The sequence below is a fragment of the Candidatus Venteria ishoeyi genome (assembly GCF_030378065.1).
In the GTDB taxonomy this organism is placed as follows: domain Bacteria; phylum Pseudomonadota; class Gammaproteobacteria; order Beggiatoales; family Beggiatoaceae; genus Venteria; species Venteria ishoeyi.
This window is the reverse complement of the sequence record NZ_JAUCGJ010000011.1, coordinates 1-16,139: the sequence shown is the minus strand read 5'-3', so window position 1 is coordinate 16,139 and position 16,139 is coordinate 1. Positions and strand designations below refer to the sequence as shown.

At 43.9% G+C, this 16,139-nt stretch carries 14 protein-coding genes; 3 read left to right on the top strand and 11 right to left on the bottom strand.

From position 1 onward, the window contains the following. Both QUF61_RS05085 and QUF61_RS05080 read right to left on the bottom strand, forming a co-directional pair. A complete protein-coding gene (locus QUF61_RS05085) occupies positions 1–1,092 on the bottom strand; it encodes a hybrid sensor histidine kinase/response regulator (protein WP_103921858.1) in 1,092 nt (363 codons plus the stop codon). Then, entirely contained in the window at positions 1,089–4,592 is a 3,504-nt protein-coding gene (locus QUF61_RS05080; protein ID WP_289680808.1) for a response regulator, read from the bottom strand. The genes QUF61_RS05085 and QUF61_RS05080 overlap by 4 nt, the downstream gene beginning before the upstream one ends. A 148-nt stretch (positions 4,593–4,740) precedes the next feature. Between QUF61_RS05080 and metG the strand changes: the two genes are divergently transcribed. The 3 genes from metG (at position 4,741) to QUF61_RS05065 (ending at position 8,862) form a co-directional block, all read left to right on the top strand. Then, positions 4,741–6,792 carry a methionine--tRNA ligase gene (gene metG / locus QUF61_RS05075; protein WP_103921856.1) on the top strand — a complete coding sequence of 684 codons (2,052 nt, stop codon included), beginning with the start codon at positions 4,741–4,743 and terminating at the stop codon, positions 6,790–6,792. 145 nt (positions 6,793–6,937) lie between these two features. Continuing rightward, positions 6,938–8,260, top strand: a complete 1,323-nt coding sequence (locus QUF61_RS05070; RefSeq protein WP_103921855.1) for an AAA family ATPase — start codon at positions 6,938–6,940, stop codon at positions 8,258–8,260. After that, a complete protein-coding gene (locus QUF61_RS05065) occupies positions 8,257–8,862 on the top strand; it encodes a hypothetical protein (RefSeq protein WP_103921854.1) in 606 nt (201 codons plus the stop codon). The genes QUF61_RS05070 and QUF61_RS05065 overlap by 4 nt, the downstream gene beginning before the upstream one ends. A gap of 40 nt (positions 8,863–8,902) precedes the next feature. Here the strand turns inward: QUF61_RS05065 and QUF61_RS05060 are convergent, their stop codons facing one another. The 9 genes from QUF61_RS05060 to QUF61_RS05020 form a co-directional block, all read right to left on the bottom strand. Then, positions 8,903–9,679 carry a DUF928 domain-containing protein gene (locus QUF61_RS05060; protein WP_289680807.1) on the bottom strand — a complete coding sequence of 259 codons (777 nt, stop codon included), beginning with the start codon at positions 9,677–9,679 and terminating at the stop codon, positions 8,903–8,905. 362 nt (positions 9,680–10,041) lie between these two features. After that, complete coding sequence (locus QUF61_RS05055; RefSeq protein ID WP_289680806.1) at positions 10,042–10,941, bottom strand: fructosamine kinase family protein; 900 nt, start codon at positions 10,939–10,941, stop codon at positions 10,042–10,044. A 29-nt stretch (positions 10,942–10,970) separates the two neighbouring features. Next, complete coding sequence (gene ybgF / locus QUF61_RS05050) at positions 10,971–11,801, bottom strand: tol-pal system protein YbgF (protein ID WP_289680805.1); 831 nt, start codon at positions 11,799–11,801, stop codon at positions 10,971–10,973. 159 nt (positions 11,802–11,960) lie between these two features. After that, a complete protein-coding gene (pal, locus tag QUF61_RS05045; RefSeq protein ID WP_103921849.1) occupies positions 11,961–12,473 on the bottom strand; it encodes a peptidoglycan-associated lipoprotein Pal in 513 nt (170 codons plus the stop codon). Between the two features lie 71 nt (positions 12,474–12,544). Then, on the bottom strand, positions 12,545–12,871 hold the full coding sequence (locus QUF61_RS05040; protein ID WP_103921848.1) for a hypothetical protein: 327 nt from the start codon (positions 12,869–12,871) through the stop codon (positions 12,545–12,547). Between the two features lie 22 nt (positions 12,872–12,893). Continuing rightward, positions 12,894–13,469: a pentapeptide repeat-containing protein gene (locus QUF61_RS05035; protein WP_286019537.1), complete on the bottom strand. Its 576-nt coding sequence runs from the start codon at positions 13,467–13,469 to the stop codon at positions 12,894–12,896. Then, entirely contained in the window at positions 13,469–14,581 is a 1,113-nt protein-coding gene (locus tag QUF61_RS05030) for a pentapeptide repeat-containing protein (protein WP_103921847.1), read from the bottom strand. Before QUF61_RS05030 ends, QUF61_RS05035 begins: the two co-directional genes overlap by 1 nt. Before the next feature lie 549 nt (positions 14,582–15,130). Further along, on the bottom strand, positions 15,131–15,538 hold the full coding sequence (locus QUF61_RS05025; protein WP_289680804.1) for a type II toxin-antitoxin system VapC family toxin: 408 nt from the start codon (positions 15,536–15,538) through the stop codon (positions 15,131–15,133). Beyond that, a complete protein-coding gene (locus tag QUF61_RS05020; protein ID WP_289680803.1) occupies positions 15,531–15,746 on the bottom strand; it encodes a hypothetical protein in 216 nt (71 codons plus the stop codon). The genes QUF61_RS05025 and QUF61_RS05020 overlap by 8 nt, the downstream gene beginning before the upstream one ends. Between the last annotated feature and the right edge of the window lie 393 nt (positions 15,747–16,139).

Here is a 16,139-nt window from a genome sequence, read left to right as displayed (position 1 = left end):
TCAGTCTAAAGGCAGACGAAAATAAAAGCGACTGCCATGACCTGATTTTGATGCTACGCCAACATGACCCTGGTGCGCGGCAAGGATTTTTTTTACGATAGCCAAGCCCAGTCCTGTACGCTTATCATGACCAGCATCTTGGTCAACGTCTTGATGTTTAAGTGTAGCAAACTCACCAAATAAATATTTTTGTTCTTCTTCGGGAATGCCGGGACCCTCATCCTGAACAGACACTTCAATCATATTTGCAAATTGTTCTAAAGACACAATAATGCAACTGTCTTTGGGAGAAAATTTCAGTGCATTGATTAATAAATTATCAATGACTTGTCCCAGGCGTTGTGGGTCACAACGCATTGTCAGGGATTCAATGCCTTGCTGTTGAATCTGAATATTTTTTTGCTGGGCATTAAGACTATTTAAGTGGATATGATCTTGTAGTAGTTGCGCAATATCCTGTTGTTCCAGGCGTAAGTCAAACTGACCACTTTCAATGACACTGATATCCAGCAGTTCATTAACCGTTACCAGCATCTCTCGACTGGCCTTGTGAATAATATTGAGAAATTCCCGGCGACTGCTTTCCTCTAATGGCGTGTCTAATAATAACAGGCTGAAACCCATAATTGAGCTGAGGGGATTGCGTAAATCATGCGCTGCCATGCCCAGAAATTTATTTTTCTGCTCATCCAGTTCCAGGAGTTGTTGCTGGTAGCCCAGTATCCGGTTGCCCACGTTCAGCCGACTGCGTAATTCTTCAGGTTGTATCGGTTTACTGAGAAAGTCATCAGCCCCTGCATCCAGGCCGGTAATAATATCTTCTTTGGCATTTTTACTGGTCAGTAAAATGACATAAATAAAAGGAAATTTTTCGTGGTTTTTAATGTGCTGGCATAACTCCAGACCGTCCATATTTGGCATCATCCAGTCCACCAATAACAAACGGGGAATTGTTTCAATCGGACTTTGATTCAGATAATCCCAGGCCATTGCGCCATCTTCTGCAATAACCGGCTCATAACCCCATTCTTTCACCCATTCTTCCAGCATCATGCGGGAAGTGGCGGCATCTTCTGCAATGAGTAATTTCATGATAAAAAATGCTCCCAGTCTATTGCTTTCCAGGTTTTAAACAATGTTTCCAGTGCATCTGTCAGTGCGGGTAAGTGTTGTTCAAGCTGTTGGTAATCCTTGTGCTTTGCTGCCTGCTCACCTTGCCAGGCCAATTCACCTAGAGCCATTGCACCGACATTGCGACTCTCACCTTTTAGTGAATGCAGGCAACGCTGAATATCATTGGGTTTATCCTTATTTTGTAAAAGTTCTTTTAAGGTGTCCAGTTGATTTTGGCTGTCTTCTTGAAAAACATCCACAATTCGCTCAAGTAATGTCTGGTTGCCAATAACAATCAGGCGTAATTGTTCAGCATCAAATACAGGAAACTGTTCAATCGTTTCCTCAGGCGGGGGAAAGCGTTTTTTATCCACGGCTGATTTTTGCAGCAGGCTATCGCTATTATCGGGGGTGCCGTACTGTTTTCTCCAGTCTTGAAATACCTGTTTGATCTGATCAAAACTAAAAGGTTTGACAATATAACCATCCATGCCAATCGTCCGGCATTTTTCTTGATCTTCCTGCATGGCATTAGCCGTCAGCGCAATAATCATCACATGATGCTGCGTTTCATGTTCCACTGCTTTCTGGCGAATAACCTGGGTTGCTTCCAGGCCATCCATTTTTGGCATCTGAATATCCATTAAAATCAAGTCATAGGGATGGGCTTCGGTTAAGCCCTGTTCCCAGCTTTCTATGGCCTCCAGACCATTAACTGCAATTTCCACCGGACATTGCAATTGCTCCAGCATATTAATGGCAACCACGCGATTGATTTCATTATCCTCAACCAACAATACCCGGGTTTCAGGATAGGCTTCGATAATGCTGTCATTTGCCAGTTGTTCGTTGATGCCTGTGGACAGGGCGGCAGCATTATCGGTGTTGGCTCCCGGTAATGCTTGAGACAGCGGATCTTGCATCAACGAAATCCATTCCGGTGCCTGCTCTCCCGCAGCCTGCCAAGCGGCGTATAATACTTCCAGGCTTTCGTGTAATTGTTTCATGGGTAGCGGCTTTAAAAAAGCGGAAGAAAAGCCCTGTGTGCTTAATTTCTGGCTATTTGGAAAATTTGCCACCGAAGATAATAATACCAGGCAGGTATTTTTCAGCAGACTTTCCTGTTTGATTTTCAGCCCCAGTTGTCTGCCATCCATATCCGGCATCTGATAATCCAGAATTGCCAGCCAATAAGGGTTCTGCTCTCGTTGCGCTTCCCGCAAATAATGCAAGGCCATTTCACCATCACCCACCACATCACAACGCGCACCGGTTGCCGCCAGTTGTTGTTGGTATATTTTCCGATTCACCGAATTGTCATCAACCACCAGAATTCTGGAGTCTCGTAATACAATATGCGGCTGCTGGACATAGTTAGCAGTGGGTAACTCAATCACTTCCAGTGGCAAGGTAAAGAAAAAATTGGAACCTTGTCCCAGTTCGCTGCGGACGTTGATTTTTCCACCCATTAATGAAATCAACTGATGACTGATACTCAAACCCAACCCGGTTCCCCCAAACCTGCGCGTGGTTGAGGTATCCCCCTGAGTGAAGGCTTCAAATATCCGGGAAAGTTGATCTTTGGAAATACCGATACCCGTATCAATCACTTCAAAAGAAATCGCCAAGTGTTCCAGAGATATATCAGAAAACTGTTTGTCTAATTTAACCTGAATCAGTATATGGCCTTTTGCCGTAAATTTAATGGCATTGCCTACCAGGTTGGTTAATATCTGACGTAAACGGCCTGCGTCAACGACGACACCGCGCGGCACGTCAGGAGAAACATTAATCAGCAGTTCCAGGTTTTTTGCCCCTGCGCCCATATTTAACAAACGCACCACATCTAAAATCACTGTTTCCAGATCACAGGGTAGTGGGTCTAAGGTCAGCTTGCCTGCTTCAATTTTGGAAAAGTCCAACAGATCATTGATTAAAGTTAATAAGGCATGGGCGCTGCGATCAATGGTTGAGGTGTATTCCCGTTGTTTGTTGGTGAGCTGGGTTCCCATCAGCAATTCTGCCATGCCTACCACACCATTCATCGGCGTGCGAATTTCATGACTCATATTTGCCAGAAACTCACTTTTGGCGCGTGCCGCCATTTCAGCGTTTTCTTTGGCTTTTTTCAGGGTTGCTTCAACTTGTTTGCTGGCGGTAATATCATGCCCCACAGCCTGAATTTCACTGACTTCGCCATATTCATTAAATAAGGCGCGATAAGTCCATTGTTGCCAACGGATTGAGTGCTCCTGCTCGCCAATACGATATTCAACTGTGAGCAGCGGCTGACCCTGGCTTAATTGTTTTAATTTATTGGCTACATCGCTGCGATCCTCAATAAAAATTTCTGGTTCAAACAAGCTGTTAAGCAAGTCTTGCTCTATTTTACCAACATACTGGCAATAGGCATGGTTGACAAAAGTAATGCATCGACTGGGCAGAAAGCGGCAGATTAACTCGGTTTGATCCTGCACAATCGTGCGATATTGCGCTTCGCGCTCACGCAAAGTATTGGCAAATTGATCCCGGCGCTGTTCTGTGCGTCTGGCCCAAACTGACAGCATTAACATTAAAGCGGCAAACAGTGAAAAAATAAAAACCGATTGATCCCAGATATCCTGTTTTTTCTGCACTAACAGATAATGCGGTTGTAATGCCGCCAGAAGCCAATCACTATCGGCAATCGGCACTGAAAAAACCATTTGTCGGCGTTGTGCCGGTGTCAGGTATAAATCCTGTTGCGTAAGCCGGGTCAAACTATAACGTGAATTGAGCACAATCCGTTTGAGATTATTTTTATCCAGCAACAGTGTTTCATAACCATGTAATTTGCCTGTGCGTAAAAAACGGGCTAATAAGGTGGGTTGAAAACTGATACATAAAAACCCCTGCCGGATTTTATGCGTACTATCTGTGAGGCTATTGCTTGCTTTTGAATAAGACCAGGGGATTAACAAATCCATGGAATACCGGGGGGGGTGAGAAGAAATCTGCAAAGGTAAATCAGGTTGCTCGGCAAACAAGGGTAAACGTTCCTCGCAGGGATGCATTGACTTGTTAGCGGAATCATTAACCGCTTCTCCTGTGGCAACTGATGTTTTTTCAACAAAATTAAGTAAAGGCTTGCCATCCTGAGCGGAAAGATTAAAGGTTTGCGAGGTGGGAAAATAATCTTTAATCAAGGCAGATAAATACGTGTGTTGCTGGGCATTATCGGGAGTATCGGCTAACTGCGCGAGCAATTTTGCGTGGTGGCGGGAAAACAAAGATAATTGATGCTGCTGACTTTGTAGATGCAGGGTGATTTGATTAACGATGCCCGTCATTGTGCTTTTGACAATAAACTTCTGACCTGCTTCAAAATTTTCCAGACGGATACTACTTGTCCATAGCAGCACAAAAACCAGCAATAGCAGGATGAAAGCACTTAAGCCCGTGGTATAAATATTCGAAAAACCAGAAAATTTTTTTTTCATCACTCTCTTCATTTTTTAATAATGATATACTAAAACTGTGCATTAATATCAGTTTACCTCTATCACTAAAGTATAGTTAAAGTAAACTGAAGGTCATGCTGTTCTGGCTCTATTTTCCCTTCATTTAATTCCGGTTCAATATTTTATCATGTCTGAAACACATAGAAACATTCTTGTAACGAGTGCCTTGCCTTATGCAAATGGCCCTATCCATATTGGTCACTTGGTTGAATATATCCAAACTGATATCTGGGTGCGCTTCCAAAAGCTTCATGGTCAAACTTGTTATTATGTTTGTGCTGATGATGCGCATGGCACACCGATCATGCTACGCGCCCAGCAGGAAGGTATCACCCCTGAGGCGCTGATTTCCAGAAGCAGTCGCCAGCATAAAGGGGATTTTGCCGGTTTCCTAATCAATTTTGATAACTATTATTCTACCCACTCGCCGGAAAATCAGGCAATAGTTGAAAAAATTTATATCCGCCTGCAAGCCCAGGGTTATGTTCATACAAAAACCATTGAACAGGCCTATGATCCCGAAAAAGGTATATTTTTACCTGATCGTTTTATTCGTGGTACCTGTCCACGCTGCAAAGCTGAGGATCAATATGGCGACAACTGCGAAGCCTGCGGTGCCACCTATTCTCCCACTGAATTAATTAACCCGGTCTCTGCGATTTCCGGTGCGACACCAATTACCAAAGAATCCGAACATTTTTTTATTTCGCTCGCAGATTTCGAGCCAATGTTAAAAAAATGGATCAGCAGCGGTACCTTACAACCCGCAGTTGAGCGTAAATTACAGGAATGGTTTGAAACCGGCCTGCAATCCTGGGACATCTCCCGCGATGCGCCTTATTTTGGTTTTGAAATCCCGGAACAACCGGGCAAATATTTTTATGTCTGGCTGGATGCGCCCGTGGGTTATATCGCCAGCTTCAAAAATCTGTGTGACCGTGAAGGCATTGATTTTGATACCTACTGGGATAAGGATAGCAAAGCCGAGCTATATCATTTTATCGGTAAAGACATTATTTATTTTCACTCCCTGTTCTGGCCTGCAATGCTCAGCGGCAGTGGTTTTCGTAAACCCAGCGCAGTTTTTGTGCATGGATTCCTGACTGTGGACGGACAGAAAATGTCCAAATCACGCGGTACCTTTATCACCGCCAGCAGTTATCTGAAACATCTTAATCCTGAATATCTGCGTTATTATTTTGCCGCCAAGCTGGGCAGTGGCGTGGATGACATCGACCTCAATCTGGAAGACTTCAGCCAGCGCGTCAATGCCGACCTGGTTGGCAAAGTGGTGAATATCGCCAGCCGTTGCGCGGGTTTTATCAGCAAACGTTTTCAGGGCCGACTGGCTCCACAATTACATGACAGTGAGTTGTATCAGGCGTTTATTGGCGAAGGCGATGCCATTGCCAAAGCCTATGAACAACGTGAATACAGTCATGCCGTGCGCGAGATCATGGCCTTAGCGGATCGCGCCAACCAGTATATTGATCATCACAAACCCTGGGTGATTGCCAAGCAGGAAGGCCAGGAAGCGCAACTGCAAGCGATTTGCACCCAGGGCTTAAATTTATTTCGGGTCTTGATGGGCTATTTACAACCCATTTTGCCAAAAATGACCAATCAGGTGGAAGATTTTCTGGATGCAGCGGTGGTCTGGCAGCCAGAACCTTTGCTCGACAGCTTTATCCACACCTTCAAACCGCTGATGACGCGCCTGCAACCGCAACAGATTGAAGCCATGCTGGAGACCTCTAAAGCGGAACAACGGGAAATTGAACAAGCCGCTACCCAGCAGCCTAAAGCAGCGGCAAACAGTGCAGAAAAATCAGTCGCGCCCCTGAAACCCATTGTTGATTACGATACCTTTGCACAAACCGATTTGCGCATTGCTGAAATCATCCAGGCTGAACTGGTTGAAGGTGCGGATAAATTACTGCGCCTGACCTTAAATGTGGGCGAAGAAAACACCTGCAATGTGTTTGCCGGTATTCGTCAGGCGTATCCCGATCCCAAAGTGCTGGAAGGCAAACTGACTGTCATGGTAGCGAATCTGGCACCACGGAAAATGCGTTTCGGTGTGTCTGAAGGTATGGTGCTGGCTGCTGGCCCTGGTGGGGAAAATATCTTTCTGCTCAGTCCAGACGCAGGAGCAATGCCGGGGATGCAGGTGAAATAAACCCTGTCTAAGTTGAAAACCACAGTTTTTGTCATTCCCGTGCAGACAGGAATCCAGCCCTCGTGAACAGCGACTGGATACCTGCTTGCACAGGTATGACATTAATAGAATATTTTTGTCGATTTCAAAGTGGATGGGGTTTAACATGTTGACACAAATCAACCTGGTAAATTTTAAAAGTTTCAAAGAAGTAGAAATCAACTTTGGTCATATAGTTGTTATTGTTGGCACCAATGCATCAGGAAAAAGCAACCTAAGGGATGCTTTACGTTTTCTCCATGGTATTGGCCTGGGTTATACCTTGGTCGAAATCCTTGGAAAAAAAACAAATCCAGATGGTATATTGCAATGGAAGGGTATCCGGGGAGGTATTCGCGAAGCTGGTTTTCAAGGACAATCGGTATTTAAAATTAAATGCGTAATCAGAAAAGCGTATTCACCGAAAGGTATTTATTCTGAATATCATTACCAAGTAATTATTGAGTTATCAAATAAGTATCAAGAACCCAAAATTATAGGGGAGTCCCTGGATATTGAAACAAGAGCTGAAAAAACATCGCTGTCCACAAGAGAGCCGATATGGAGTTCAAGTCTTAAAGGGGCATTTATAACACAAGATAAAACGGACTTTATTCGTATTGCTTATCCAAGAGGTGGTGAATATGACGCTAAAGGTAAAATATCTGACTTTTATTCTGATCGTCCAGTATTATCCCAGCTTTGTAAACGCGAAAAAGAGCCAGAAAAAGCACAACACGCTTGCACAGAAGTTCTAAAAGCGTTAGAGCATATTCGTTTTCTTGATCTTGATCCTGATACAGTTCGTCAGCCTTCTATACCAGGTGCAAAAATACTTGGGGACAGGGGGGAGAATTTTTCATCGGTGCTTTTTAGCATTTGTCAGGATAAAAATCTTAAATTAACCTTACTTGATTGGCTGGACGCGCTCACGCCGATGGACGTTATAGATTTTAAATTTGAAACAGATCACTCTGGAGAGCTACTTGTTTATTTTATAGAATCCAATGGACATACAATTTCTGCGCTGAGCGCCAGTGATGGTACATTGAGATTTCTGGCCTTAGTTACTGCTTTATTAAATCCAGACTCAGGGCAAATCTATTTTTTTGAAGAATTTGATAATGGTATTCACCCTACACGTTTGCGTTTGTTGCTGCAATTGATTCAGCAAGTTTGTCAGCAGCAACAAATTCAGGTGATATGCACAACCCATAACCCGGTCATGTTGACTTTTCTTAATAAGGAAGTAGGCAACGATGCCTTGCTTATTTACCGTAATGAAGATACCCCGGATTCCAGAGTAAAACGTATCAGTACCCTTCCTGATATTGAAGAGGTATTAAAAAGCCAGAACTTGGCGCGTTTGCATGCTTCAGGCTGGCTGGAAAATGTTGCATTATTTTCTGAAGCTGATACTGACATCACTGCTGAAGAGAAACAACAATGAGTTTTAATGTACTTATTATTCCCGAGGATTCTACAAATGACCAGTTTATACTCAAACCGCTTATTCAAAAAATGATAAGGCAATTTAATCGCAACGCAATTGTAGATGTCTGCCTTGATCCTGTGCTGGGCGGTTTGGGTGAAGCACTGAAATGGGAGCGTCTGGATGAAATTATTGAACGTTACCCGATGGTTAAACTTTTTTTACTCATTGTTGATCGTGACTGTGAACAAAATCGTAAACAAAAACTGAATAACCTGGAAGCCAAAGCAATAGAAAAATTTGCGGCAGAAAGACCTGCAACCAAGTCACGTTATTTTTTTGCTGAACATGCTTGGCAGGAAGTTGAAGTATGGACGCTTGCTGGTCAAGCTGATCTACCAAAAAACTGGAGTATGAAAGAAATACGTGCAGATTGCGATCCCAAAGAGGCATATTATGAGCCTTATAAACGTGCTCACAATAAAACAAGGAAAACCTTAGGAAAAGAAGCAGCCAAAAATTATCGACGAATTCGACAACTATGCCCAGAGGATATTGGTGGGTTGGAATATCGGGTGAATGATTTGTTTAATAAGGAACGAGGGTTTTATAACACCTGAAACTAAATGGGGCTTATTTTATCCTCGTTCCTTATGCCGTTTAATAGTGGATGGGGAGATCCAGCTTTTCCTGTTGTAGCAGATTATGACGAATTTTTTTCAGTTGTCTGTTGTCAGGCACATTTTCTATCAGTTGCGATAAGCTTTGCAAAGCTTCATACCAGATACCGCTACGGGCATAGAGGTAAGGTTGCTGCTGTTCACTGGTGGATTTGATCTGGGCAAGTAACCCCTGAGAGGGCGCAATGCGTTGAATGCTGCCGGTGGCACTTAAATTTAACGATGGCATTTTATTGTCACACACCAAAGTCACCGACCATTCATATTCCTGCTTGGTTTTTAATTCAATCACATAATCACTTAACTTGAATGCGTGAATCCCCGCTTGTAAAGACAACTGACGGGTTTCATCCAGCAATGGTTCATATAAGCTGAAGGCTTCTGCATCACTGCTTAACGGGTTAATGGTAAAAATAAAATCACCTTGTACCGCCTGATTGATCGACCAATATAAAACGGGTTGTGCAGAAAGCGTGTAACCGGTCATGACAGGGCCAAGCGCTACAATCTTAAAGCTTTCACTAATCATGTTCGCCTCATTGCAAACCTTACCGCGCGTTCCCGCGCCCACACGCCTTGTCGGCGCGCCGACATTAGGTGGTATGTAAGAAATTTTAAAAGAAGGCATCTGCATGGGTTTTGTGCGAGGTTCAGAATTTAGCTCAGCCTGTACCGCAGGCATAACGCTTAAACCAGCGCATAACACAACACAAAGCAATCGATAACACTGCAAGAAAGGAATATAACTACTTTTCATATCTCCAGCCCCTAGGGAATGAGGATTTTATACAACCGGACTGGTCTTATTTCAGCCTCACGCCTAACAAGGCGATTGTTAAAATTCAATCGCTATAGTTTAACTATACAACAGTCTGCGGCTGGTTTCATGAAGCAGGAATAATACCCGGAAGATTTTGCATTCTAAAACAGGCAGCTATATTCGTTGACAAAAATGGCTTTAAGGAGTGAGGATGAAATAAATGCAGAAACTGGGCGCAGGATTTTTATTCATTTTCAAGGCGTGAAAACAGGCGCATAGCAAGCTATGTAACTATTTTCACAACGCAGAAAATGGAGGAAAAGACCAGCCAAGTTGCTGAAGTTATAAAATTCTCACTCCTAAGCCTGACAAACACTTAATAATTGCTCAATACTACGTTGCGCTTGTCCGGCATAAGCACCACCAAATAAATTTAGATGATTCAAAATATGGTACAGATTATATAAAGATTTTCGGGTTGCATAACCCGGATCTAATGGCCAGCTTTCCTGGTAAGCCGCATAAAAATCTGCCGGAAAACCACCAAATAATTCGGTCATGGCTAAATCTGCTTCACGATCACCATAATAGACGGCAGGATCAAACAATATTGGCACTCCCGTTTGGGTAATTGCATAATTACCCGACCAGAGATCGCCATGTAATAAAGAAGGGCGCGGTTGATAACCAGAGAAAAAGTCTCCCACACAAGCCAATAAACGCTCGCCCGTGCTTTGCAATTTACCCGTATAACCATTACGGGCTGCCAGAGAGAGTTGAAAACCCAGGCGCTGTTCACGGAAAAAACGAATCCATTGGCTATCGGGTGTATTGACTTGCTGAGTCGCGCCAATGGTATTTTCACGATGCCAGCCAAAATCTGCTTGCTGATGACGATGCAAAGCTGCCAATTGTCGGCCTAACTGACGAATGGCCTGTCCAGAGCCTGAACCCGTTTGAAAAGTGGACATCACCAAATACGCCTGGTTTTGCTCTATCCCCCAAGTCAAAGGTTGTGGCACGGCGATAACCCCAGGCGCTGCCAGCGCCATCAAACCTTCTGCTTCTGCGGCAAACATTTGGCTCTGTTCAGGCTGGTTGAGTTTAACAAAATAGCTCTGTGGTTTTGAGTTTTGTTGCCCTTCCAGTATCCAGGTTTCGTTAATACAACCACCCCCGACATAACGGGCGTGTTTGAACTCAAAGTGCTGAGCACTTTGCTGGTTCAGTGTGTCAACAATGCCGCTCCAGTTACGCATTATTTAATGAAGCCTAAATCGAACTCAGGTTACTTCATTTTCAACAAATGGGTTTCCGCCAAGCGAGCCGTTGCAGTGCCAGGATATTTTCCTTTCACATATTTCAACACTTGCCTGGCTTTTTTACGATCCTTCAGCGCGTCATAACTGAAGCCCATTCTCAACAAGGCATCTGCCTGTTTCTGGCTGTTGGGATACTTTTCCAATAATTGATTAAAGGCATTGAGTGCATTGCGATAATCCGCTTGCGCATAATAGGCTTCCCCCATCCAATATTGTGCATCCGGTGCCTGGATAGTCTGTGGATAATTTTGTAAAAATTGCTGAAAGCCAGTGATTGCCTGTGCGTATTGGCCATTTTGTAATTGCGCAAAAATCTGTTGATACGCTACCTGTGCCTTTGGATCAGCAATATTCGCCTGAATTTGTCCGCTGCTTACAGGAGGCGCTGCCGGAATCTCTGCGGGTGCTTGATGTGTCTGCTCCATATTTTGCTGCGTTGTCGGCGCTTGCGTCGTTGCCGGTTCAATGGCAGCAGGATTGGCAGCAGGATTGGCAACTCCTGGCGTAGCAGATTCAAGATTACGCAAACGCTGATCCATATCCGCCAGTAAATTACGCTGACTGTTTTCAAATTGAACGATGCGGTGTTTTAAGCTTTCGTTTTCACCGCGCAAGGTATTGAGATTTTGCTGTAGCTGTTGCAGTTGCTGCTCCTGATCCAGCACAATACTTTGCACTTGGTTTAACTGTGCCTGGGTTGCCCCCATAGGTGCAATTACGGGCGCAACAGCTTGTTGCGCCAATAACAATGAAGGATAAAGAGTAATAACAGCAATTGATAAAAATTTTTGCAGCATAGTGACACTCCAATTTGTCTGCTTAATAACTGATGTTACACAGTCGGTATTTTTGTACCAAATGGGATTTGGCAGGGAACAAATGAAAACCAGCGTGAAGTAAAAGCGGTTTTTTCATGTTTCAAAACCTGCGAAAAAGAAGCTTTTGCGTAACACCGGTTAATAAACAATTTCCACGCGGCGATTGCGTTGCCAACTGGCTTCCTCATGTTCTGAGGCCAGGGGTTTTTCTTCACCATAACTCAGCGTATCCATACGGGTTTTATCAATCCCGCTAATCATGAGATAACGTTGCACGGCCTGTGCGCGGCGGTCGCCTAAAGCCAGGTTATATTCCCGGCTGCCACGCTCATCGGCATGACCTTCCAAACGAATACGCGCCTGCGGATGTGCCAGCAGATAACGGGCATGAGCATTCAAGGCATCACGTTGATCAGGGCGCACATGACTTAAATCAAAATCAAAATACACCCTGTTTTGCAGCGGCGCACTCATGCCCGGTTGTATGGCAACGCCCTCAGCCGCCTGCTCACTGCCAAGTCCAACGGTTTGTCCACCAGGCTGAATAGTCGTTGCTATGCCACCGGGGGTTTCCGTGCTCGGCTTTTGTTGTTTACTACAGGCGAATAAGGCCAATAATAGTGGCAGGAATAAATAAGGTTTTAAGGACATATGGTTTTGCTCCCATGTAAAATCTTAAACAGTATAAAAATCATTGTTATTCCACCACTTTAATCAGTACATCAACGACAAGCGCGTTTAGCCGAGGTTAATTGGCTGTTGCTGCAAGAGTTGTCTTTACCTTTCCCTACGCACCATTTTCTCTTTTTTCTGGCACTCCAGGAAGTGACATGGCGCACCTTGCCATCAGAACAGCGCACGCTGTAATAACGATATTTATCTCCGGTAAAAGTCGTGTTTTTACCCGAATAAGTGATATTGGTGGGTTGCCCTGCCTGCGCGACAGAGAAAAATAAACCGTTTGTAACCATGCAAGCGGCAATCAGATAATAACGGATGTTCATCATGAAGTCCTTTTGATTCTGCATGGCTGAAGTGCTGAACATCATACCAGCACTCCAGCACAGTTTGTTATTGCACGCGTTTGAGGATAGCCCGTTCCAGATTGGCATTTTTCAGGTTGGCATTATTTAAGATAGCCCCTTCTAGTTGCGCGCCTTCAAGATTTGCATTTTCAAGATTAGCCCCGCTTAAATCCGCTTTACGCAGATTAGCACTTTGCAGGTTAACCCCTTCAAGATTTGCTCCGGCAAGGTTCGCGCCCATCAGATTCACCCGTTGCAAGGTTGCCTGCTCAAGATTTGCCCCCTTTAAGTTAGCCTCAATCAAACTGCCTCCAGTCAATTTTACTTTTTCAAGATTGGCACCGGAAAGCTGCGCATGGTCAAGATTGGCACGCTTCATATTACAACGCTCCATATTCGCGCCACTTAAAATCGCCCGACTGATATTAGCCCCCACCAGATTGGCCCGGAACAGACGCATGCCTTTCATCTCACAGGCTTTGCATTCATAAGTTTTTAATAAACGCTCAATATTTTCCAGGCGTTGGCTGTTCAGCTTCTGCGCATCCGTATTCTGCGCAATCGCCTGTGAAGTGGTTGTGATAGCAATTAATAGCATCGCAAAACCGATTTGTTTGAACATTAGGGGTTTCCTTTTTCTTGTAACAGCGTATGTTGCACATCAGTATCTTCTAAAACCGCGCCTTGCAAATCGGCACCTTTTAATTGTGCACTTTGCAAACTTGCGCCAACTAAACTGACCCATTGCATCTGTGCGCCACTTAAATCCGCCCAGTGCAGATTTGCGGCTGCAAAATTGGCTTCATTGAGCATTGCCGCAGATAAGTTTGCCCCTTCCAGGTTGGCACCTTCCAAATCAGCCCGAAACAGACGCGCGCCACTAAGATTTGCCCACAATAACTGCGTACCAGATAGTTTACAATCTGCACATTGACCCTGTGTTATCGGGCTATCCGGGGTTTCTAAAATGGCTGCATCCAAATCGGCATCTGCCAGTTCCGCGCGCTCAAACTCGCCGCCTTCAAGATGTGTTCCGCGTAGGTTTGTGGCCTTTAAACTGGTGCGCTCAAAGGAAATATCCGGTAACTGCGCCCCCTGCAAGTCGGCATAATTAAAATTAGCACCAATGACTGTGCTGCCTTTAATATTCGCACGATGCAAGCTTGCTTTTTCAAAATTGGCAATGCTCAAATTACTGTTAGACAGATTAACACCTTCCAGATTCGCACCCGTTAAATCAGCACGCTCCAGATTGGCCCCTTCCAGGTTAGCCCCTTTCAGATTACTCTGGCTTAAATTAGCACCTTTCAGGTTGGCTCCGCTTAAATCAGCGCCTTTTAAGTTCACGTCAGTCAGATTAGCCCGTTCCAGTTGCGCGCCCTGTAAATTAACCCCTTTGAGATTGGCATGAGACAGGCGCGCGCGCTCCATTTTCGCCTGTGCCATATTCGCACCCTTAAGCTTGGTGCGCTCCAGGTTAATCCAGGGCATATCCGCCTGTTCAAGCTGCGCGCCGGATAAATCTGCACGATACAGATTAGCGGCTTTCAGATTACATTGCTGACATTGGTTTTCTTTCAATAATAAACGGGTATTTTGTGCAATGAGTGCCTGCTCATCCACAGAGGTATCAGCCACCGTTTCCGCCCAACCCATTTGTGGCTGAAGCAATAACGATACGGATAAGGCAAGCGCAGGCAAGGCATAGCGCAAACACTTTTTCATTGGTTTCATAAGACTGGGTTCCTGTCGGGTTCACTGAAATTTGATGTTAAGGAATGGGAATTAAATAACTTGCGCAGTTGGCGCAGGATTTTTATTTGTATTCAAGGCACGAAAACAGGCACATAGTGGGCTATGTAACTGTTTTCATAACACAGAATACGGATAAAAAAACACATTAAATGCGCTAGTTATTTACTGACCGTTCCTAAGCTTAGCTCACTATCAATCAATTAGCGTGAGGTCTAAACCATTTATCAAGGTCTTTGGCACTGAAATCAGATTCTAAGGATGTGTTATTTTTTTGCAGTACAATAGCTTAATTAGAAGTTGTCTGTAAAGTGCGTGATAAACTTTTTATTATCAGTTGCGAGTCATGTTGAAAAAGCTTTTTTTCACAATAAACATATCTGCCAATTATTCAACAACGGTAATATGAGCGGCATCCGCAACACTGAACCCCAAACTATACAGATTTTCCGCACATGTTCTAGCCTGGACTAAATCACATGCAGGTGTTAGCAATTACTGCAACAAAGTTTTGATTTCACCCCACTTTTCTTATTTAATACTTAATTTTTGAAAACCTGCCTGAGTGAAATGTTTATCAAAAGTCAAGGCGTCTTCAATTTCCATTTCCCGCATAACCACAAATGATACACAATCAACCAGTCCCCAACTTTTATCTGCATGACTTTGATAAAGATCGAAACCGCGTTTAAAAAGCAGCGCATTGAGATGAATAACTGTTGTATCAGCAGAGTTTATGAAATAATCAATAATCTCAGTACCTTGAGGCTTAAAGCTCTTTGCCAGCGCATTACCGACTTCCAATAACACGGCATCGGTTGTCACAAAAGGATAGGTTTCATAGTATTCAGACAGTCTGAGTGCTTCAGCATGATGAGTATCCCGTTCATTCACCAGGCCGATGACAAAACCCGTATCAACAAAAATTGGCTTAAGCATCCTTTTCACCATTGATATAAGCATCAATATTTTCTGCAAAGTCTTCAGGCGCAGAGATTTTCACGGTTTTGAGTTTTGCCATTAAACCGGAAGGTTTTGCTGGCACAGTTGGTTGTTGCAGTGATTTGATAATGCGGTATAAGGTTTCCAGATACTGGGTATCAACCTCGTCAATTTCAGTTTTTAGCGCGTCTCTGGTAATGAGCATGAGGTTTTCCTTGATTGTCATAACAATTTAATAACTAATTTTTACGGTATTCTAATTTTTCCAGGGTCGGGAAGCTTAGCCGAATGCGACATGTATTGTCTACGTACTGTCACCAGAAGCAGTCATAATAGAATAATTAAACATGCTTACCCTTTCTGTATGTGCTCAATTGCTTGTTTAGCTGCTTTCCGTACCATCGCATTTTATCACCCAATAAAGGCAACAAATCTGTCTTAAATTCATACCGTTTCAGCTTATCCAGCACCGTAACCGTTCAGACCCCCAAAGCAAATATTGTATATCAGAACAATTTATGTAACAGTATAAAGCATAATCATTCAGGTTCTCACATAGCATATGACTCTCAGTGACAACGATTTACAACAGATAAAC